Source organism: Pseudoalteromonas ruthenica (genome assembly GCF_008808095.1).
In the GTDB taxonomy this organism is placed as follows: domain Bacteria; phylum Pseudomonadota; class Gammaproteobacteria; order Enterobacterales; family Alteromonadaceae; genus Pseudoalteromonas; species Pseudoalteromonas ruthenica.
Genome location: NZ_CP023396.1, coordinates 2,531,251 through 2,552,513, shown reverse-complemented (window position 1 = coordinate 2,552,513; position 21,263 = coordinate 2,531,251). Strand labels below are relative to the sequence as shown.

The 21,263-nt window shown below is 48.2% G+C and carries 15 protein-coding genes and 3 rRNA genes; 15 read left to right on the top strand and 3 right to left on the bottom strand.

What is annotated here, in order from left to right; genetic code table 11:
* Positions 1-41: 41 nt before the first annotated feature.
* From PRUTH_RS11865 to PRUTH_RS11855, 3 genes are all read right to left on the bottom strand, one after another.
* Positions 42-794, bottom strand: coding sequence for a hypothetical protein (locus PRUTH_RS11865; protein WP_045980693.1), 753 nt, complete (start codon positions 792-794; stop codon positions 42-44).
* Positions 795-2,036, bottom strand: coding sequence for a tyrosine-type recombinase/integrase (locus tag PRUTH_RS11860; RefSeq protein WP_045980694.1), 1,242 nt, complete (start codon positions 2,034-2,036; stop codon positions 795-797).
* 167 nt (positions 2,037-2,203) lie between these two features.
* Positions 2,204-3,064, bottom strand: coding sequence for a YicC/YloC family endoribonuclease (locus PRUTH_RS11855; RefSeq protein WP_151173347.1), 861 nt, complete (start codon positions 3,062-3,064; stop codon positions 2,204-2,206).
* A gap of 169 nt (positions 3,065-3,233) precedes the next feature.
* Between PRUTH_RS11855 and rph the strand changes: the two genes are divergently transcribed.
* The 15 genes from rph (at position 3,234) to PRUTH_RS11780 (ending at position 21,253) form a co-directional block, all read left to right on the top strand.
* Positions 3,234-3,947 (top strand): ribonuclease PH, encoded by a 714-nt coding sequence (rph, locus tag PRUTH_RS11850; protein ID WP_151173346.1) that lies wholly within the window; start codon positions 3,234-3,236, stop codon positions 3,945-3,947.
* Between the two features lie 30 nt (positions 3,948-3,977).
* Entirely contained in the window at positions 3,978-4,622 is a 645-nt protein-coding gene (pyrE, locus tag PRUTH_RS11845) for an orotate phosphoribosyltransferase (protein ID WP_138508657.1), read from the top strand.
* Between the two features lie 62 nt (positions 4,623-4,684).
* Positions 4,685-5,071: a diacylglycerol kinase gene (locus PRUTH_RS11840; protein ID WP_026110905.1), complete on the top strand. Its 387-nt coding sequence runs from the start codon at positions 4,685-4,687 to the stop codon at positions 5,069-5,071.
* A 625-nt stretch (positions 5,072-5,696) separates the two neighbouring features.
* A 16S ribosomal RNA gene (locus PRUTH_RS11835) occupies positions 5,697-7,231 on the top strand.
* 260 nt (positions 7,232-7,491) lie between these two features.
* A 23S ribosomal RNA gene (locus tag PRUTH_RS11830) occupies positions 7,492-10,376 on the top strand.
* Between the two features lie 115 nt (positions 10,377-10,491).
* Positions 10,492-10,606, top strand: a 5S ribosomal RNA gene (gene rrf, locus PRUTH_RS11825).
* Together the 16S, 23S and 5S rRNA genes form the textbook arrangement of a ribosomal RNA operon.
* 299 nt (positions 10,607-10,905) lie before the next feature.
* Entirely contained in the window at positions 10,906-11,415 is a 510-nt protein-coding gene (locus PRUTH_RS11820; RefSeq protein WP_151173345.1) for a hypothetical protein, read from the top strand.
* 14 nt (positions 11,416-11,429) lie between these two features.
* On the top strand, positions 11,430-12,695 hold the full coding sequence (locus tag PRUTH_RS11815; protein ID WP_257220930.1) for a hypothetical protein: 1,266 nt from the start codon (positions 11,430-11,432) through the stop codon (positions 12,693-12,695).
* A 23-nt stretch (positions 12,696-12,718) separates the two neighbouring features.
* Positions 12,719-14,155, top strand: coding sequence for a coiled-coil domain-containing protein (locus tag PRUTH_RS11810; RefSeq protein WP_151173344.1), 1,437 nt, complete (start codon positions 12,719-12,721; stop codon positions 14,153-14,155).
* Positions 14,156-14,160: 5 nt separating this feature from the next.
* On the top strand, positions 14,161-16,149 hold the full coding sequence (locus PRUTH_RS11805) for a PEGA domain-containing protein (RefSeq protein WP_151173343.1): 1,989 nt from the start codon (positions 14,161-14,163) through the stop codon (positions 16,147-16,149).
* Between the two features lie 131 nt (positions 16,150-16,280).
* On the top strand, positions 16,281-17,051 hold the full coding sequence (locus PRUTH_RS11800; RefSeq protein WP_151173342.1) for a MotA/TolQ/ExbB proton channel family protein: 771 nt from the start codon (positions 16,281-16,283) through the stop codon (positions 17,049-17,051).
* 6 nt (positions 17,052-17,057) lie between these two features.
* Entirely contained in the window at positions 17,058-18,125 is a 1,068-nt protein-coding gene (locus PRUTH_RS11795) for a vWA domain-containing protein (RefSeq protein ID WP_138547939.1), read from the top strand.
* The gene (locus PRUTH_RS11790; protein WP_151173341.1) at positions 18,122-19,066 is read left to right on the top strand and encodes a hypothetical protein; all 945 of its coding nucleotides are present in this window, start codon (positions 18,122-18,124) and stop codon (positions 19,064-19,066) included. Before PRUTH_RS11795 ends, PRUTH_RS11790 begins: the two co-directional genes overlap by 4 nt.
* 64 nt (positions 19,067-19,130) lie before the next feature.
* On the top strand, positions 19,131-19,823 hold the full coding sequence (locus PRUTH_RS11785; RefSeq protein ID WP_151173340.1) for a DNA-3-methyladenine glycosylase I: 693 nt from the start codon (positions 19,131-19,133) through the stop codon (positions 19,821-19,823).
* A gap of 8 nt (positions 19,824-19,831) precedes the next feature.
* Positions 19,832-21,253: a protein adenylyltransferase SelO gene (locus PRUTH_RS11780; RefSeq protein ID WP_151173339.1), complete on the top strand. Its 1,422-nt coding sequence runs from the start codon at positions 19,832-19,834 to the stop codon at positions 21,251-21,253.
* Positions 21,254-21,263: the final 10 nt, after the last annotated feature.

The following is a 21,263-nucleotide window of genomic DNA, read 5'->3' as shown; positions in this document are numbered from 1 at the left end:
GGTTAATTAGCCCTTAGGTTGATAAGGGCTAATTAAAGTTTTTAACAATCTGATTTTGTTATAATTTTATTTTTATAGTTATCTGAAATCCACTTTTTTAATTCGTTAAGTGAAGGGCCTGTTCTGCTCTTATTCCCTCTTTTTCCAGGACAGGCATATGCTTCTGCAATGTACTTTTTTATAGACTTATGAGATGGAGGAGAAATAGTATTCTCGATTAATAACTCATCAATGGCATCCGCTAGTTTTAATCTACTAACGCGGGACATATATGGGTGCTTCTGAATGTCTTCGACTACTTGTTTAATCAGAGTGATATAAGGCTGGTAAGCTTTAGGGGAAGAGCTTCCGGATGATACTCGATCTCTTGAATGCTTTTCTGTAGCTTTTAACGCATACAGATGCTCTATGAAGTCATTATGCTCTTGAACTTTGGAGCCTAGGGTATACATCTCGTGCATTAGTTTGTTAAGCCAATAATGGTAGTCCTCATCTGATTTATCCGGCAGAATTTTTAGAATGCCTTCGACATTCATTGCAGCTCTTCTTATTTTCTCTTTTTCTAGTAGCATGATGTCTATGTCAAATTTGTCACCGGGTAAATTGTTAATAGAGGAAATGATTAAGGCTGGCTTTCTCAGTCCATCGGGAGATATCTCTTCTTCCACTCTAGCGTTATCTATATCACCCTGTGTAATATCTCGATGCTTTTGAATTTCAACTAAAAGTGGTTGAGATTGTATCTTGAGCTTCTCTCTTTGTAGGCATCGCGGGAATAATTGATATTTATTCATTTAAAGTACCTCTACTGGATTGGTAGATATCTTGGCTAGTGGAAGTATCTTGTTTGCCATTTCTCGGGTAAGCAGTCTTCGCTCATTTAAATAATCGTAACGGTTGTAGACACCTGTAACCCCCTTGATTTTGTGATTTAAATAGCGCGTGACTACATGCCCATCAAATCCCAGTTCTGCAAGTAAGCTACGGCAGGTGCGTCTTAGATCATGAATCGTAAAGTGCTTGACTCCCTCGGCACCAAGTAAGTTAGGATATTCTTTTTTGCTTACAGCCTTCCCAAACATTTTACCCAATGCATGGTTTAGGGTGTTATCACAGGTATGCCCAGTTTTGCTTAACTTTCTTGCTGGAAATAGATATTCGGAGCCACACGCCCTAACTTTTAGCTCTTGAAATATGGGCATAACTTCATCAATTAATGGAATCTTAATATCGGTTTCTTTCTTATTTCTAGTTCCTAAATTCCAAATTTGCTCATCAAAATCGAATTCGCTCCATTTGGCTTGAGTAATTTCGGTTTTTCGATTACCAAAAATGAGTAGTAGGACTAAAGCTAGATAATTATCTCTCGTGAAAATTTGAGCATTACTTCTAAGAACATTAAGAGTTGTTTCAATTTCTTGAAAGCTAAGGGCCCGTTCCCGGCTCTTTCCTGCGCCACCAGCATCTGATTCATTGAAGGCGCTTGCTGGATTCCTCTGGGTAATATCTAGCTTCTGAGCGTGTCTAAAAAGCTGCTTACATTGCAGTAGAGCTTTATTGGCTATGGAGGGGCGTCCATCATTCATCACTTTTTGAATAATAGCTCGTATGTCTCGGGCGTTAACGTCTTCTACTTTAAGCTTTCCTATCAGCGGCTTGATGTCTTTTTCATAGTAGCGAAGTTGCACCTTTGGGTGTTTAAGTGTTCTGCTGACACCTTCATACCAATCCCTGAATAAGTCATCGAACGTTATGATTTCAGCACCTGCATAGCGTGCTCTCTCAGCCAAGGGGTCAATGCCATTTTTGATTTGTTGTTTAATTATTGCTGCTTCTGCTCTGGCCTCAGCCAAGGACTTGTTGGGGAATCCTGAGCCATTAAGTGTCATGAATCGACGACTACCATTTATGGTGTATCGTAACTCCCATGCGCCGCTATGTTTACCTTTATTGGGCTTGATGTACAAACCGTCCCCAACGCTGAATCGAAGCGTGTTGCAGCTTTTTATATTTGCCTTTATTTCTTTTACATTCATGTTTAACAAGCCTAACCATTGAGCTGGTTACCAACCACCATGGTAACCACTTTGGTAACCACTTGAGTTAGTACAATAGGGCGCTATTATGAACACTAGAAAACAAAAAACCTAGCAAAAGCTAGGTTTTTTAAAGAGTTGAAAGCAGCTTGGAACAGCTGGAAATATTATTCTATGTTTTGGATCTGCTCACGCATTTGCTCAATTAGCACCTTTAACTCAACGGCGGCATTGGTCACTTCGGTGTTAATAGATTTGGAGGCTAGTGTATTGGCTTCGCGGTTAAACTCTTGCATCATAAAATCAAGACGACGACCACAGGCGCCGCCTTTTTTCAGAATTTTACGGGTTTCTTTTACGTGCGATTTTAAGCGGTCGAGTTCTTCGGCAACATCTTGCTTTTGCGCCAAATAAATAAGTTCTTGCTCTAGGCGGGTCTCGTCGATTTCAGCTTGCAGATCTTCCAGCTTCTGCGACAGCTTCTCACGTTGCCATTTGATGACTTCGGGCATTTGCGCTTCGACGATTGCGACTTGCTCTAAAATCGCGTCTAAGCGAGTTAATATCATTTGCTCAAGGTTCTCGCCTTCGCTAGCACGGGCGGCTTTAAAGTCATCTATAACGCCATTTAAGCCTTTGAGCAATTCACCTTGCACGACGTCCATATCCATTTCTTCCGTTTCCATTACGCCTGGCCAGCGAAGAATGTCTACGGGGTTAATGTCGCCTTGGCTTTGTGCTTGCACCCATTGCGCGCTCTTTACTAATTGTGAGGCCAAAGACTCATTGATTTGTAACTCGCCAACATGGGCTGGGTTGGCGGCAAATTTTAAGAATACTTCAACCTTACCGCGCTGTAAGTTTTTACGCAGCCGTTCACGGATCACAGGTTCTAAACCGCGAAATTGCTCGGGGGCGCGAATGAAGGTTTCCAGATAACGTTGGTTTACAGAGCGGATCTCCCAAGTTCCGGTGCCCCAATCGCCTTTAATTTCTTGGCGAGCATACGCAGTCATGCTGTGGATCATGAATGATTTCCTAATTTAAAACAGATATATCGGCATGCATTATACCTTAACAAAGAGTGAGCTCTAGCGGAAATTTCCAGCACAATTAGGGAAATTCATAAAAGTGCCGTGGCATCGCAGCGGGTGAACACATATAATGAACGAAAATTTTTAATGAAGGGGATAGTGAATGCGTCCAAGTGAAAGAACACCTAATCAAATTCGTCCAGTGACCTTTACTCGCCAATATACCATGCATGCTGAAGGCTCAGTGCTGGTTGAGTTTGGCAACACTAAGGTATTGTGTACTGCGAGTGTTGAGGCGGGTGTACCGCGTTTTATGAAGGGCCAAGGTAAAGGTTGGGTAACCGCAGAATATGGCATGTTACCGCGCTCGACCCACACCCGTAATAACCGCGAAGCAGCGCGTGGCAAGCAAGGCGGACGCACCATGGAAATTCAACGACTGATCGCCCGTGCATTGCGAGCAGCCGTTGATTTAAAAGCTTTGGGTGAAAACACTATCACTATTGATTGCGACGTGATTCAAGCGGACGGCGGTACTCGTACGGCATCTATCAGTGGAGCCTGTGTCGCCTTGGTTGATGCATTAACCTATATGCGCGCGAAAGGAATGATCAATACTAACCCTCTGCAACACATGATAGCGGCTATCTCTGTGGGTGTTTTCAACGGCGAACCTATTACCGACTTGGAATATATCGAAGACTCACAAGCCGAAACTGATATGAACGTGATTTTGACCGAAACCGGCAAAATCATCGAAGTTCAGGGCACTGCTGAGGGTGAACCGTTCTCATTTGATGAGCTAGAGCAAATGCTAAGTTTAGCTAAGCACTCTATCCGCGAAATTATCGACATCCAAAAGCAAGCTTTGGCATAAGCACCAAGCGACTAGTTAAAGAGACATCTAATGAAAGAATATCAAAAGCAGTTTATTGAATTCGCATTAGCCAAGCAGGTATTGAAGTTTGGTGAGTTTACGCTTAAGTCTGGCCGCACTAGCCCTTATTTCTTTAACGCTGGGTTGTTTAACACCGGGCAAGACTTGGCCAAGTTAGGCCGCTTTTATGCAGCTGCACTTGAAGATGCCGGTATTGATTACGACTTATTGTTTGGTCCTGCTTATAAGGGGATCCCTATTGCGACGACTACAGCGGTGGCGTTGGCAGATCATTATAATAAAGACGTACCTTACTGCTTTAACCGCAAAGAGAAAAAAGACCATGGTGAAGGAGGCAACCTAGTTGGCTCTGAACTTAAAGGAAAGGTGATGTTAGTGGATGATGTGATCACCGCTGGCACCGCCATTCGCGAGTCTATGGAAATCATTGCCGCCAATGGCGCTGATTTAAGCGGGGTGCTGATTGCTCTGGATCGTCAGGAAAAAGGCAAAGCAGAGCTCTCGGCTATCCAAGAAGTAGAGCGAGACTTCAACACCCAAGTGGTATCGATAGTTAAACTAGCAGATTTAATCACCTATCTTGAGCAGCAGGGCAATATGGATGAGCACCTGCAAGCGGTCAAAGCCTACCGCGACCAATATGGTGTTGCATAGCAATATTGAAAAGCCCCGCTATCGGGGCTTTTTTTATGGCTGATAATAAGGTGGCAAGCGTTATGACAAGCTTAAAGTTAAACGGCCAAGGGCTAGGGCGAATAGTTAAAGCATTGCGTTGTACCTACTGGGGACTCAAAGCAGCTTATAAGGGCGAAGCCGCATTTCGCCAAGAGCTGACCTTGGCATTCATCCTTTTTCCTATCTCCTTTTTCATTGCCGATACCGCGATGCATTGGTTAGCACTGATTGTGGTTATATTATTAGTGTTGGTTGTTGAATTACTGAACTCAGCCATTGAAGCGCTCACCGATAGGGTGTCTACGGAATTACATATTCTTTCTGGGCGCGCTAAAGATATGGGCTCGGCTGCGGTAAGCTTGGCATTGTTGATTGCAGCCTTGGTATGGGGAGTCAGTATTTACCAAGCAGTCAGACCCTACTGGTAATGGTCATCTTTTAAACCGCTTTTCAGTTAACAACAGAATAATAGCCATTAATAAGTGAATTAATGGTCTTTTTTAGTGCGTTTTGAGCGTAAAGTGCGCAAACGATCCATTTTTTGCAGTTTTCTTTAAAAAAGGGGTTGCGTGGAAATCGAATCTCCCTATAATGCGCATCCACCGACACGGCGGACTGCTTACAAACAAGCACTTCAACGAGTTGGGTGAGTCAAGTAAAAGTGAGTTTTAAAAAGCGCATTGAAAAATGCAAACTTCTTAAAATAAAGTGTTGACAATAAAACAGGGTTGAGTAGAATGCACAGCCCTCGAGACGCGAAAGTAACTCGAAACGTTCTTTAAAAATATGAAGCAATCATCTGTGTGGGCACTCGTACAGATTGAGTTCTAACAGCCGATTCTAGTTCGCTAGATGACGCAAACAAATTTAGAGTCTCAATTGAACTGAGTGACCATAAGTTATTAAAAGATTCAGCCTTGAGCTGTTTTGATTTTACTTTTTTAAAAGTGAAAGTAATAACGCACAGTCAATTCGTTCTTGGAAACAAGAACAAAATCAGTATTCATTGAGCATGATTCTTCGCCTTTCATTAGGTAGAGAATAAAAAACTTTTAATTGAAGAGTTTGATCATGGCTCAGATTGAACGCTGGCGGCAGGCCTAACACATGCAAGTCGAGCGGAAACGAAGAGGTGCTTGCACCTCTGGCGTCGAGCGGCGGACGGGTGAGTAATGCTTGGGAACATGCCTTGAGGTGGGGGACAACCGTTGGAAACGACGGCTAATACCGCATAATCTCTACGGAGCAAAGGGGGCTTCGGCTCTCGCCTTTAGATTGGCCCAAGTGGGATTAGCTAGTTGGTGAGGTAATGGCTCACCAAGGCGACGATCCCTAGCTGGTTTGAGAGGATGATCAGCCACACTGGGACTGAGACACGGCCCAGACTCCTACGGGAGGCAGCAGTGGGGAATATTGCACAATGGGCGCAAGCCTGATGCAGCCATGCCGCGTGTGTGAAGAAGGCCTTCGGGTTGTAAAGCACTTTCAGCAAGGAGGAAAGGGTGTAAGTTAATACCTTACATCTGTGACGTTACTTGCAGAAGAAGCACCGGCTAACTCCGTGCCAGCAGCCGCGGTAATACGGAGGGTGCGAGCGTTAATCGGAATTACTGGGCGTAAAGCGTACGCAGGCGGTTTGTTAAGCGAGATGTGAAAGCCCCGGGCTTAACCTGGGAACTGCATTTCGAACTGGCAGGCTAGAGTGTGATAGAGGGTGGTAGAATTTCAGGTGTAGCGGTGAAATGCGTAGAGATCTGAAGGAATACCGATGGCGAAGGCAGCCACCTGGGTCAACACTGACGCTCATGTACGAAAGCGTGGGGAGCAAACAGGATTAGATACCCTGGTAGTCCACGCCGTAAACGATGTCTACTAGGAGCTCGGCTTTTCGGAGCTGTTTTCCAAAGCAAACGCATTAAGTAGACCGCCTGGGGAGTACGGCCGCAAGGTTAAAACTCAAATGAATTGACGGGGGCCCGCACAAGCGGTGGAGCATGTGGTTTAATTCGATGCAACGCGAAGAACCTTACCTACACTTGACATCCAGAGAACTTTCTAGAGATAGATTGGTGCCTTCGGGAGCTCTGAGACAGGTGCTGCATGGCTGTCGTCAGCTCGTGTTGTGAGATGTTGGGTTAAGTCCCGCAACGAGCGCAACCCCTATCCTTAGTTGCCAGCGATTCGGTCGGGAACTCTAAGGAGACTGCCGGTGATAAACCGGAGGAAGGTGGGGACGACGTCAAGTCATCATGGCCCTTACGTGTAGGGCTACACACGTGCTACAATGGCGCATACAGAGTGCTGCGAGCCTGCGAGGGTGAGCGAATCACTTAAAGTGCGTCGTAGTCCGGATTGGAGTCTGCAACTCGACTCCATGAAGTCGGAATCGCTAGTAATCGCGAATCAGAATGTCGCGGTGAATACGTTCCCGGGCCTTGTACACACCGCCCGTCACACCATGGGAGTGGGTTGCTCCAGAAGTGGTTAGCCTAACCTTCGGGAGGGCGATCACCACGGAGTGATTCATGACTGGGGTGAAGTCGTAACAAGGTAGCCCTAGGGGAACCTGGGGCTGGATCACCTCCTTATACGATTTAGAACGAATTTGTTCGTAGTGTCCACACAGATGATTGTTACTTACTTGCTAAGGCGGGTAGGTAATATTTTGCTCTTTAACAATTTGGAAAGCTGATAAAAACTTTGAATCACGAAAGTGATTTAGAGTTCTCAATAAGTAAAGAAAATGCCAGTTAATCGACAGATTAATTGTGCGTCTACTTTAGTATTCTATAACTTCTGGCGAAGTTAAACAGTCGCACCAAACAGCTCAAACTACTTTGGGTTGTATGGTTAAGTGACTAAGCGTACACGGTGGATGCCTTGGCAGTTGGAGGCGATGAAGGACGTATTAACTTGCGATAAGCCTGGTCAAGCTAGTAAAAAGCGCTTGAGGCCAGGATTTCCGAATGGGGAAACCCACCTGCTTGCAGGTATCTTGCACTGAATACATAGGTGTAAGAGGCGAACGCGGAGAACTGAAACATCTAAGTACCCGTAGGAAAAGAAATCAACCGAGATTCCGAAAGTAGCGGCGAGCGAAATCGGAGCAGCCCTTAAGCTTATTTGATGTTAGTGGAAGGCTCTGGAAAGTGCCACGATACAGGGTGATAGTCCCGTACACGACAATGTCTAATAAGTGAAATCGAGTAGGTCGGAGCACGTGAAACTTTGACTGAATATGGGGGGACCATCCTCCAAGGCTAAATACTCCCAACTGACCGATAGTGAACCAGTACCGTGAGGGAAAGGCGAAAAGAACCCCTGTGAGGGGAGTGAAATAGAACCTGAAACCGTGTACGTACAAGCAGTAGGAGCCCTTCGAGGGTGACTGCGTACCTTTTGTATAATGGGTCAGCGACTTATATTTTGTAGCGAGGTTAACCGAATAGGGTAGCCGTAGTGAAAGCGAGCGTTAACTGCGCGTTGAGTTGCAAGGTATAGACCCGAAACCCGGTGATCTAGCCATGGGCAGGTTGAAGATTGAGTAACATCAATTGGAGGACCGAACCCACTAACGTTGAAAAGTTAGGGGATGACCTGTGGCTTGGAGTGAAAGGCTAATCAAACCGGGAGATAGCTGGTTCTCCCCGAAATCTATTTAGGTAGAGCCTCGGACGAATACCATTGGGGGTAGAGCACTGTTTGGGCTAGGGGGTCATCCCGACTTACCAACCCCATGCAAACTCCGAATACCAATGAGTACTATCCGGGAGACACACGGTGGGTGCTAACGTCCATCGTGGAGAGGGAAACAACCCAGACCGCCAGCTAAGGTCCCAAAGTGTATGTTAAGTGGGAAACGATGTGGGAAGGCTAAAACAGCTAGGAGGTTGGCTTAGAAGCAGCCACCCTTTAAAGAAAGCGTAATAGCTCACTAGTCGAGTCGGCCTGCGCGGAAGATGTAACGGGGCTAAACATACCACCGAAGCTGCGGCTGCAACTTTATGTTGCGGGGTAGGGGAGCGTTGTGTAAGTGGCTGAAGGTGTGCCGGGAGGCATGCTGGACATATCACAAGTGCGAATGCTGACATGAGTAACGATAATGCGGGTGAAAAACCCGCACGCCGGAAGACCAAGGGTTCCTATCCCATGTTAATCAGGGTAGGGTGAGTCGACCCCTAAGGCGAGGCCGAAAGGCGTAGTCGATGGGAAACGGGTTAATATTCCCGTACTTGGTATAGATGCGATGGGGGGACGGAGAAGGCTAGGCAGGCACGGCGTTGGTTGTCCGTGTGAAAGGCAGTAGGCTTGAATCTTAGGTAAATCCGGGGTTCTTTAAGGCTGAGAGTCGAGACGACACTCTACGGAGTGGAAGCTGTTGGTGCCATACTTCCAGGAAAAGCCTCTAAGCTTCAGTCTATATCGAATCGTACCCTAAACCGACACAGGTGGTCAGGTAGAGAATACTAAGGCGCTTGAGAGAACTCGGGTGAAGGAACTAGGCAAAATAGTACCGTAACTTCGGGAGAAGGTACGCCCACATTAGGTGAAGGACCTGCGTCTGGAGCTGAAGTGGGTCGCAGTGACCAGGTGGCTGGGACTGTTTATTAAAAACACAGCACTGTGCTAAATCGTGAGATGACGTATACGGTGTGACACCTGCCCGGTGCCGGAAGGTTAATTGATGGGGTTAGACTTTGTCGAAGCTCTTGATCGAAGCCCCGGTAAACGGCGGCCGTAACTATAACGGTCCTAAGGTAGCGAAATTCCTTGTCGGGTAAGTTCCGACCTGCACGAATGGTGTAACCATGGCCACGCTGTCTCCACCCGAGACTCAGTGAAATTGAAATCGCAGTGAAGATGCTGTGTACCCGCGGCTAGACGGAAAGACCCCGTGAACCTTTACTACAGCTTGGCACTGAACATTGAGCCTACATGTGTAGGATAGGTGGGAGGCTTTGAAGTGGTTACGCCAGTAATCATGGAGCCATCCTTGAAATACCACCCTTGTATGTTTGATGTTCTAACGTTGGCCCCTGAATCGGGGTTGCGGACAGTGCCTGGTGGGTAGTTTGACTGGGGCGGTCTCCTCCCAAAGAGTAACGGAGGAGCACGAAGGTTGGCTAAGTACGGTCGGACATCGTACGGTTAGTGTAATGGTAGAAGCCAGCTTAACTGCGAGACAGACACGTCGAGCAGGTACGAAAGTAGGTCATAGTGATCCGGTGGTTCTGAATGGAAGGGCCATCGCTCAACGGATAAAAGGTACTCCGGGGATAACAGGCTGATACCGCCCAAGAGTTCATATCGACGGCGGTGTTTGGCACCTCGATGTCGGCTCATCACATCCTGGGGCTGAAGTCGGTCCCAAGGGTATGGCTGTTCGCCATTTAAAGTGGTACGCGAGCTGGGTTTAGAACGTCGTGAGACAGTTCGGTCCCTATCTGCCGTGGGCGTTTGAGAATTGAGAGGGGCTGCTCCTAGTACGAGAGGACCGGAGTGGACGAACCGCTGGTGTTCGGGTTGTTTTGCCAAAGGCATTGCCCGGTAGCTACGTTCGGAATCGATAACCGCTGAAAGCATCTAAGCGGGAAGCGAGCCTCGAGATGAGTTCTCACTTGGAGTTCGACTCCACTAAAGGGCCGTTGAAGACGACAACGTTGATAGGCAGGATGTGGAAGCGCTGCAAGGCGTTAAGCTAACCTGTACTAATTACCCGTGAGGCTTAACCATACAACGCCAAAGTGGTTTGTATGTGACTGTTTAAGCACAGAAGTTAAGAGACTAAAGTAGATTTACTTATATAGCTTTCCAAATGACTAACACGCCGTGTTAGGCCAAGTTTATGCTTGGTGATAATAGCGTTCTGGACCCACCTGACCCCATGCCGAACTCAGAAGTGAAACGGAACTGCGCCGATGATAGTGTGGGTTCGCCCATGTGAAAGTAGGTCATCACCAGGCTCCTAATTAGAGAGACCCGTTGCAGAAGTGCAGCGGGTTTTTTTATGCCTGTAGGCAAGGCTTTTAGCCTTACAGAATCTAGTCGGGATAAATCCCGACCCACAACAGAACCAAACAACAGATGAACCCCACACCTGTAGGCAAGGCTTCAGCCTTGCAAAAGCTACCATCAATGCCACTGTTGAGATCTCCAGCTAACAAAATCCTACAAACTAATGATTGCTTTTATGGCTAAAAAAACGATACATATAGTCTATCTGTTGTCTTTATAAAGCAGTTGAACTCTGCCGAGGAGGTATATGCGTACTTGTTTTGTACTATTAATACTATTGAGCAGTTTATCAGTGAGTGCTGAGCAACCTCCTTATCGTGCCTATGATTGCACGGCGGTAGAGATTGAAGAGGTCGATCCGGCAACATTAACCAAGGAAGAGCGTATCAGCCTAATGGAAAATGCGTTACTTGATTCAGTTAACCGATACAGTACTTGCATGGACCAAGTGCAACAAAGCATGGCGGCACAGCAGGCGGGTGAAGGTACAGGAAATAACAATGCCCAAGCGACACGGCAAACACAAGACCAAGCTCAAGCGCAGAACGAAATGCTACAACAGCAAGCACAAAATAACACTGAGGTGGATGATAAAGAGCGTAAGGTAGGCCCTGGTCGAGAGCAGCAAGTGGTCGCGCCAAAAGACAACGACTCGATAATTTGCACTATGCTATACGAAGAGATTCAGAAGGAAACCAATGAGGCAACACGCAGTGCTTTACTGCAGCAGTATGAAGACTATCGTTGTACTCAGTAAGGATGGGCAGTGACATGAAATATTTAGTTCAAATACACCTAATGAGTGCATTATTGATATCACTCTTATTGGTGAGTGGTTGCAAGTCTACTACTACACGGACTGGACCTATAGCTGTGGGGCCGGGCGTCACGCAATCACAAAGCCCGTCTTCTGAGCCGAAGCGCTATACGTATAACAGCGATATCTATTTAGATGTGGCTATTCCTGTTTTTAATCCCGGCTTCCCTATCGACGATGATACCGGCCACGTTGATTATCAAGAGCTTGATGAGTTAGATATATGGCCACAATTACGCCGTGCTGAGGCCAAGCGTTTTGCCGTAGAAACGAAGCAGGCTTTAGCCAAGACCAAAGCATTCGGTTCCGTATCCGTGGTGCCCAATGCTAACACCAGTGCCGATTTATACGTGCTAGGTACTGTCTTACATTCAGACTCAGAATTTATTCGTTTAGAAGTCACTGTGGTCGATAGTAGCGGTGAACCCATTGATACTGAAGACTTTGAACACCAAGTATCAGAAAGCTTCTTTCGCGATGCAATGAACCAAGATAAAGACCCCTACGAGCCGGTGTTTGATGAGGTAGCCGATTATGTCTATGAGCTGTTAACGGATATGTCAGAGCAGCAAAAGCAACAACTTAAAAACACCACCTTAGTGCGTTATGCCCACTACTATGCCCCCGATGCTTTTGCTGGGTATTTATCGCAACAGTTAGAAAGTAAAAGAGGGACGCAGTTCTACAAGTACGAGCTGAACGCCTTGCCAGCAGAAAACGACCCTATGCTGCAGCGCATTGAGGTATTGCGTAATCAAGACATGCTTTTTGTCGACCGTTTACAGGATCAGTTTGCTGTATTTCAGCAAACAACTAATGGCCCTTATCGTAAGTGGCAAAGAGAGACCTTACCGGAAGCAGTACGGGCGCGCGAAGCGCGGTCCGAGCGCAATACTAAAGCAGTTATTGGGGCGTTAGGCTTTATTGCCGCACTCGCCTTGGGTAATAACTCCACTTCCACATCCACAGCGGTAGCAAAAACTGCTGGAGCGTTGGGTAGCGCATGGCTATTGAAAGATGCATATCAGGCCAATGAAAATTTGCGAGTAGCGTCGGCGGTTATTGACGAAATGGGTCAAGGCTTGGACCTCACCCTAAGCCCTCAGGTGATGGAGTTCAATGAGCAAGAAGTTGAGCTGACAGGCACTGCGGCGGAACAATATGAGCAATGGAAAGCACACTTGCGCAAAATGTACCAGTTGGAAAGTAGTGCAAACTAATGCAGTAACCTAAGGCCATTGTTGTGCAACCAGAACAAAGCTCACTTGATGAGCAGTTAAAAAAGCAGACTCAGGTTCGCCAATCGCAAGTGGGTACTTATGTGGCGATTGCCCTGGCTAGCGTATTGTTGGTAGCTACTGGCATTGCGGCTTATTACTTCACCACCTTGGAGGTACAGCAGCAAGTCAGCACGCCGACAGAGGCGGCAGGCAGCGCTGTTGAGGCAAATGAACAACACCGTGAGCAAGCGCAGCAGGCGATACTTGCTTATGAGCAGCAATATCAACCACTATTAGCCCGAAGTCAGATTCAATCCTTTGCCCCAGCTAAGCACCAACAAGCAACGCAGGCCTATGAACTGGCCTTGCAAGCCTTTGCCCAAAGCCAATTCCGCGAGGTTGAAACGCACCTTAAGCATTCGATAGCCATGGCTGAAAAGTTACAGAAGCACTGGCTTGAGGCAGCTGATAGCTGGTATCAACAAGCTGAGCAGGCATTGACTCAGCAGCGCCCGCAGGAAGCGCAGTTATATGTGCAAAAGTTAACGGCGGTTAATGACCAAGATACGCGCATCAAGGAATTGCAACAGCGCATTGATGGTTTTGCGCAGCAACAGCACTGGTGGCGCGTGTATCAAGGAGCGTTAGCGGAGCGAGATGTACCTAAGCAAGTCACTGCATTGCAACAGCTCGTTCAAGTGCAACCCAACCGAGATGAGTTAAAACAAAAATTAGCAGCGGCTCAAGAATCATTGCGACAAAACCAATTGAGTGCAGCCGTAGAGCAGGCTCAGCAGGCGTTACAACAACAGCAGCTGCAACACGCTCAGCAAGCGATATCGCGTATTGCACAATTGCAAGGTGATAAGAATACTCTTGCGCTGCTAAAGGCTCAGTTAGCTAAACAGCAAAGGCAATTGAGCACCGAGCAAACGCGCGCTTTACTCCTACAAGCCAGCGAGCAGCAACAGTGGCAACAGGTTATTCAGTTGGCCGAGCAATATCTACAGCAGGCGCCAGGAGATAGCACCATTACTGCGCTAGCCGCACGAGGACGCGAGGTGTTAGCCGCCAAGCAAAAACTTAATGTGTATTTAACGCGGCCACAGCGTTTAAGCGATAGCAGCGTGCGTGCTCAAGCCGAACAAGCGCTCACCCGCGCTCAACCACTCAAACCTTACTCCAGGGATTTAGCTCGTGGTATTGATACCTTACGTGCGCACCTAAAAGAGATGAGCACGCCTGTGCAGATCACTTTGCTATCAGATGGCGAGACCCAGGTACGAATTTTTGGTGTTGAGCGCCTTGGTGAGTTTACTGAAAAAACGCTTCCGTTGTTGCCCGGCAGCTATACCATCGAGGGGCGACGCTCTGGCTATGTCACGGTAAAAGAGAAACTCATCGTGAACAGTGACAGCCACAGCGTATCGCTCACCATAGCCTGTACTAAAAGGATTTAAGATCTATGTCTGATTTAGACGCACAACTCAAGCAGCGACAAAAAAGCACTTTGTTGCCAATGCTTATTGGTGCTTTGCTAGCGCTGTTGTTAGCACTTACGGTTGTTGTCTATCTATTTGTAGTTAAAGGCCACACCATTAAGGTCTCACCTGAGCCTGCTGCGCAACAGGCGCAGTTTAAGGTCACCTCAGGCATGGGGTGGTTGTCTGACAATGTACTATATCGCTTAGCCAGTGATGTGAGCGTGCAAGTTTCATCACCAACTTACTATGACCATGCACAGCAAATCACAGCTACCACAGCCAGTGTGGTTGAGGTGGAGCTGAAGCCAAAGCCGGGCACGCTGGCAGCAAAAGTATCCGTGCCCTTCGCCGAGCATACCTTGTGGGTCGTGGATGGGCAATTACTGGGCAAAGGCGCGGCCATCAGTGAGCCCCTTGAGCAAGGGCAATACCAGTTAAGCATAGAGAACCCTTACTACCAGCGCTGGCAAAAGCGCATTGAACTAGAACGTGCACAAATATTAACCCTAGAGCCTTTACTTAAGCCTATTAAGGGCGCCTTGAACGTTGCTTCCGTCCCCAGCGGGGCGGATGTCTATGTCAATGACCAGCTTCAAGGGCAAACGCCATTCTCCCTCTCCGTTAGTGGGGGAATTTATCAACTCACCGTGCAAAAGCGGGGCTACAGAGACAGTACCGAAGAGCTCGAGGTAACCGAGCAGTTTCCCAGTGTGGAGCGTAACTATCAACTCGAGGCGCAACAAGCAACCCTCGCTTTTACCTTGCAGCCCAGCGGCGGCAGTTTATTTGTTAACGGTCAGTTGGTCAGCGAGACAGAGCTCTCGGTTGATGCCAATACCATGCACAGCGTGCGTTATGTCAAACCGGGATTTTACAGCTTTAATAGCAAGGTGATTTTACCGCCGCAGGTCCATAAGGCGTATCCTATTACTCTTAAGCCTGAGCAAGGCAAGGTGACTATTACCAGTAATGTCCAAGCTCAGGTGTATATTGATGAGCAGCCTGTGGCTACCACCCCATTGACCACCATGTTGCCAGCGTTGGCCCATGACGTAAAGGTGGCAAAACCGGGCTATCGCGCGGTACACAAAAAGCTTACACCGAGCGCTGAGCACCCAACCACTATGCATGTTGAGCTATTAACCGAGTTTGACGCTCGGCGTAGGGAAGGGCGGCCTTTGTTTGTATCAACTTTAGGTGTAGACATGAAGCGTTTCTCTATGGATGCCTTTACCATGGGTTCGCCGCAAAATGAAATAGGTCGTAAACGCAATGAGTTTCCGGTAAAGGTCGATTTTTCACGAACAGTGTGGGTGTCGGCACATGAGATCAGTGAAGCGCAATTCAGTGCCTTCGCCAACGATGTCGCTCCATCCCCTTTACCCGTGAGCAATATCTATTGGCTACGCGCGCTGCAATACTGTAATTGGTTGAGTGAGCAAGAGGCGCTGACACCCTACTATCGCATCGCCAATAACCAATTGCTTGGTATCAACCCACAAGCACGAGGTTATCGGTTATTAACGGAGGCGGAGTGGGAATGGTTGGCGAAAAAAGCAAAACGCGCCCGCGCCACTAAATATGTATGGGGTGATAGTGAGCGTATTCCTCGTGATGCAGGAAACTTTGCTGATAGCAGTTTAAAGGGTCAGCAGCCTTTCTACTTTGCCAACTATCAAGATGGCTTTGCTAACAAAGCCCCAGTCGGTAGCTTTCGCGCTGATAAAGCGGGGCTGTATGATTTGGCAGGCAATGTCAGTGAGTGGGTGTTTGATAGCAGCTCTTATGTTACCCCAGATCTGAGTAAGGTGCATATCGACTACACCGGGCCGCGCTCTACTGGGAACCCCATTGCTAAAGGGGGCAATTATTTATCTGGGCGCATGCAATCGCTGCGCGGCGCTGTAAAGATCATCAGCGACGGGCCAAGCGCCACTATAGGCTTTCGCATAGCGCGTTATGAGAGGTAAAAATGAAACGTAAACTTATTGTCGGCTTAGTCAGTGTCATACTGGCATGCACGGTAGGGGGAGTGGCGGTGGCTGCAAAAATTAGCCTCGACTCGCCGGCCACTTTCCCCGTTGATATTTAAGGATGCACTATGAGTAGTGATAATACGCGCATGAATTTACCACTTTGGGTGTCGGTGAGTGTGTTTGTGCTTACCGTCGTTGTTGTGCACCTCTTGTATCAGGGCCTTATTCGTCCCGCTGCTGAGGCCGCTATTGCCGCTCATGGGGCCGGAGCCACAGCGAATGTGTGGGTAATACTCAAAGATGCCGAGCAACAGGCTTGTATCACTTTGGCTATATTCTGCTTGATTCTGATGGCGTACAAATATTACCGCATTGTCAGTAAAGAGGAGCCGGTGTTTACCTTCGATTATTTGCAAACCTTTGCCAAGGATAAACCTTTAGTTGTGGATGAGGCCCTGGCTTACCTGGAACAAGGCGAAAGTGCGAAAAACAGCTCAGTTGCTACGTGGATCAACTGCTTACGTCGTTATAAAAACACGCAAAACGTGCAGCACGCTGCCGATGCGATTCGTGATAGCGTCGAGTCTCTTGCCGCGCAGTTAGAGGCAGGTAACGCCATGATCCGTTTTTTCATTTGGGCCATTCCCAGTATCGGATTTGTCGGCACAGTGCGCGGTATCGGCTCGGCGCTGGCCAAGGCCGAAGAAGCCGTCGCTGGGGATATTGCCGGCATGGTCGATAACCTTGGTGTCGCCTTTAATTCAACCTTAGTGTCACTGCTGTTGTCCATTGTCTTGATGTATGTGTTGTTCTACTTAAATAACCGCCAAGATGAAATGGTGTTGAAGACCAAAAACAACTGTGAAACCCATCTGCTGACGCATTTGCATAAGTAACTGCTGATGTTTAAACGCCGCGCTGAGCAGGGGGTTAACTTATCTTTTTTAGACGTCATGGCATGTGGCCTTGGCGCGGTATTGCTGATCTTAATTGTCATTAAGTTTCAAGCTTATACAGCAGTGCCCAGCACCGAAATAGAGCGCTTACAGCAGCAATTGGCGGCTGCACAGCAGCGTGTTCAGACAGCACAAGCACAGCTGGACGATATGAGCGCGCAAGTTAAGCAAGCGCAGGCGGATGGGCAGATCAGTAAAGCGCGGGTGGAGGCATTGCAAGTGATTCAACAAGCGGCGCAGCAGGCCTTAGCGCAGCAACAAGCACTCGTTGCTCAGTTGCAGCAGTCAATTGCCGCAGCGGGGCCGGCCAAGGCCGATGATCCTGTCGCCTTGAGTGGGAGTGGTGAAGAGCAGTACTTGTTGGGCCTTAAGGTCGAGGGCCAGCGCATTGGTATCTTGATTGATACCAGTGCGTCAATGACCGATGAGCAGTTAATTCAGGTGATCCGGCGAAAAATCGGCTCGGTGCAGCAAAAACAGCAAGGGCCCAAATGGCTGCGCACTAAGCGCGTAGCAAAATGGCTGTTAGCGCGCCTTCCTAACAATGCTCAAGTCAGTGTAATAAGCTTTAACTCCAGCACCCAAGTACTGGGTCTACGCGCTATCAACTCGGCCAAAGTCGAGTCCAGCATGCAAGCCATCGTTGCCGATATTGATGCCTTGGTGCCAGAGCATGGCACAGACTTATATACCGCTTTAAAGACGATGCGCAGTACCTTGGAAAACCTTGATGCCCTGTATATCATTACCGATGGCTTACCCACCATGATGGCCGGTGCCCCCGGGTTTCGGGAAACTAAAAACTGCAAACCCCTGAGCGGCAATATGAAAACAATCGATGGTGACTGCCGTGCGCGTATTCACCAGTTTAGTGTTGCTGAGGCGGCCCCAAAGGTGCCCACTCATATTGTGTTGTTACCGCTTGAGGGCGACCCTTTAGCTCCGGCTCTTTATTGGAACTGGGCGAATGCCACCGGTGGCTTAATGATAAGCCCGGCAGGGAGTTGGCCATGAAAAGACGCGAGCCCATAGAGATATTCAGCCTGTCGTTTTTGGATATTATCTCCTGTGCCTTTGGGGCGGTTGTTATGCTTATTTTATTAGCAAAAAATGCCGATCAGGGCGAGTATAACGACGCCGGTCAAGTTGCCAATCTAGTGATTGCCCTCGATGGCGCCGAGCAGCAACTACAGCAATTACAGCAAGCGCTTAAGCAAAGTGAGCAAGCATTGGCGCAGGCGCAAGCACAAGGTGCCAGTAATGCCAGCCAGCAACGCGCACTGGAAGCGCAAGTGGCCCGTGCCAAAAATAACGTGCAGCAACTGAGCGATGCCGCCTCTGGCCTCGAACAAAGCTTAATTGAACGCCAACGAGCAGCCATTAGTGCCGCTCAGGCCCCAGCTCGTGATGATGAAGTAGGCGGCATTCCGGTAGATAGTAATTATGTGGTGTTTATTATCGACACCTCAGGGTCAATGAAGACAATTTGGCCGCGTGTGTTAACAACGCTGGATGAGGTACTTAACAACCACCCTCAAGTTACCGGCTTTCAGGTATTATCCGATAACGGTGATGTGTTAGGTGGCAGTCAACTCGGTTCATGGCGTAGCGACAGTAAAGCGCAACGAGCCGGGGTATTACGGGGATTGCAGCATTGGAGTGGCAGCTCAAACAGTTCACCGGTTGAGGGGATTGCCGCCAGCTTAAAGGCTTATGCCCGTTACCAAGGTGATTTAGCCCTGTATGTGTTTGGTGATGATTATACTGGCACTAGCTATGATGCAGCATTGGCACAAATTAATCGCCTCAATCGAAACCATGGCAATAAACCCATTGCTCGGATTCATGGTATCGCCTTTAAACGCCATAGCGGGGCCTCGCGGGATATGATCAAGTTCTCCACGTTAATGCGCGAAGTGGCGCGACAAAACAACGGCACTTTTATGGGCTTATAGAGCCTTCTCCTGATGCTGCTCGCATGTTTAAATAGCGGCTATAGAGTCTATTGGTAAGTACGTTATGGAAACCTATCGCGCTATATACGAGCGTGCGCTTGAGCGAAAAGGCTCGTCAGCGCAGCTAGAAGCCTTATTGAGTCAACCCCTGAGCACCGCACAACTGCAGCGCCTTAGCGATGATGCCTGGTTAGAAGAATTTACTCGTAAGATATTTCAAAGTGGCTTTTATTGGTCGGTTATTAATGCCAAATGGTCAGGGTTTCGTGAGGTTTTTTGGGACTTCAATATCGACAAGCTGCTGATGATGTCGCCAGAAATACTCGAGCAAAAGGCCGCCGATGAGCGCATCGTGCGCAATTTTAAAAAGGTACAAACGGTGCCTGAAAATTGCTATATGATCTATGAAACAGCGCAGCAGCACGGCAGTTTTAGCAACTTCGTAGCGCAGTGGCCAAGCACCGACATTATTGGCCTGTGGCAGTATTTGAAAAAACAGGGTGCGCGCCTAGGTGGTAACACTGGGGCTTACGCGCTGCGCAGTATGGGCAAAGACACCTTTGTGTTATCGCGGGATGTGGAAGCCTATTGCCGCGCCCACGAGGTGATCGACGGTGGTTTGCACAGTAAACGCTCACTCACCGCTATTCAAGCTATGTTTAACGACTTGCAACAACAAAGTGGCCGCTCTTTACAAGAGCTCAGCTTACTTATCGCCTACAGTGTTGGCGACAACTGTGTTGGCATCGCCAGCTAAGGACAATTATGAAGCTTCACAACCCATATCAACATATTCCAGCCCTGAGTCATCAGGCCGAAGTTAAGCACTTCGAGCAAGCCCAAGTGTTGTTATGGAACACCCCATTGGCTGAGCAATTTGGCCTAGGCGACGATGAGCAAAAGCGCTTGCTGCTGGGTCAAGGAGTGAAGAAAACCACGGCCTTGGCTTATGCTGGACATCAGTTTGGCAATTATGTGCCGTTATTGGGAGATGGGCGGGCACATTTGCTTGGCGCGTTAGTGGATGAGCAAGGTTTAAGTTGGGATATTCAACTGAAAGGCTCGGGAGCTACGCAATTTTCTCGTGGCGGCGATGGCCTCTGTGCCATAGGGCCCGCAATTCGTGAGTTTATTATGAGTGAAGCGCTGGCAGGGTTGGGTGTGCCTACCAGCCGTTGTTTAGGCGTGGCCTTAACCGGCGAGACCCTTATGCGTCAGCAGCCAAGTGCCGGCGCCATCGTCAGTCGTCTTGCTAGTAGCCACATCCGCGTCGGCAGCTTTCAGTTTTTGGCGGCGCAGCAAGAAACGCAAGCCTTGCAACAGCTAGTGGAGCTGACTATTGCCCGTCACTACCCGGAGTTGGCAGGTGAAACGGGGGGCGCGCGTTTACTGGCTTTGTTTAATGCGGTGATGGCGAAGCAAATTGAGCTGGTGGTACAGTGGATGCGGGTTGGCTTTATTCATGGCGTTATGAATACCGATAATACCCTGGTGAGTGGTGAAACCATAGACTACGGCCCGTGTGCGATGATCAATCAATTTGATTTTAATCGTGCCTTTAGCTCGATAGATCGCCAAGGCCGCTATGCATATGGTAACCAGCCACAGATGGCCAACTGGAACTTAGCGCGCTTTGCTGAGACCTTAATTGATCTGTTTGCGGCGTCGCGAGAGCAGGCGGTGGAAGCGCTGACGAATGCGCTAAACCAATTTGGTGACAAATTTAATTTGGCATTAAAACAGATGTGGATGAGCAAGCTGGGATTACTGGCAACGGACGGTGAGCAAGAGCCATTAATTAATGAGCTGTTGATGAGCATGCAGCAACAGCAATTGGATTTTACCAATACCTTTGCGCAACTCACTGACTATTGCCAAGGTAAACAAACGGGCTTGGCTCAACTCGAAGCGGATTTAGGCCCGTGGTTAGAGCAATGGCAGAGTGTGGTGAACCAACACTTACGCCAAAGTGCGACCTTGATGAGTAAGGCAAACCCCCAGGTGATCCCCCGTAATCATCAAGTTGAAGCGGTGATTGCGGACTTTGAACAGCAAGGCCACAGTGACAAGCTTGCGCCCTTGTTGGCGGCTTTAAAAGACCCTTATCAAGTGCAAGCACAACATCACTACCTGCAACAACCGCCCGCTACGAGTGATGAGCAGTATCAAACTTTCTGCGGCACTTAAAACGCCTGCG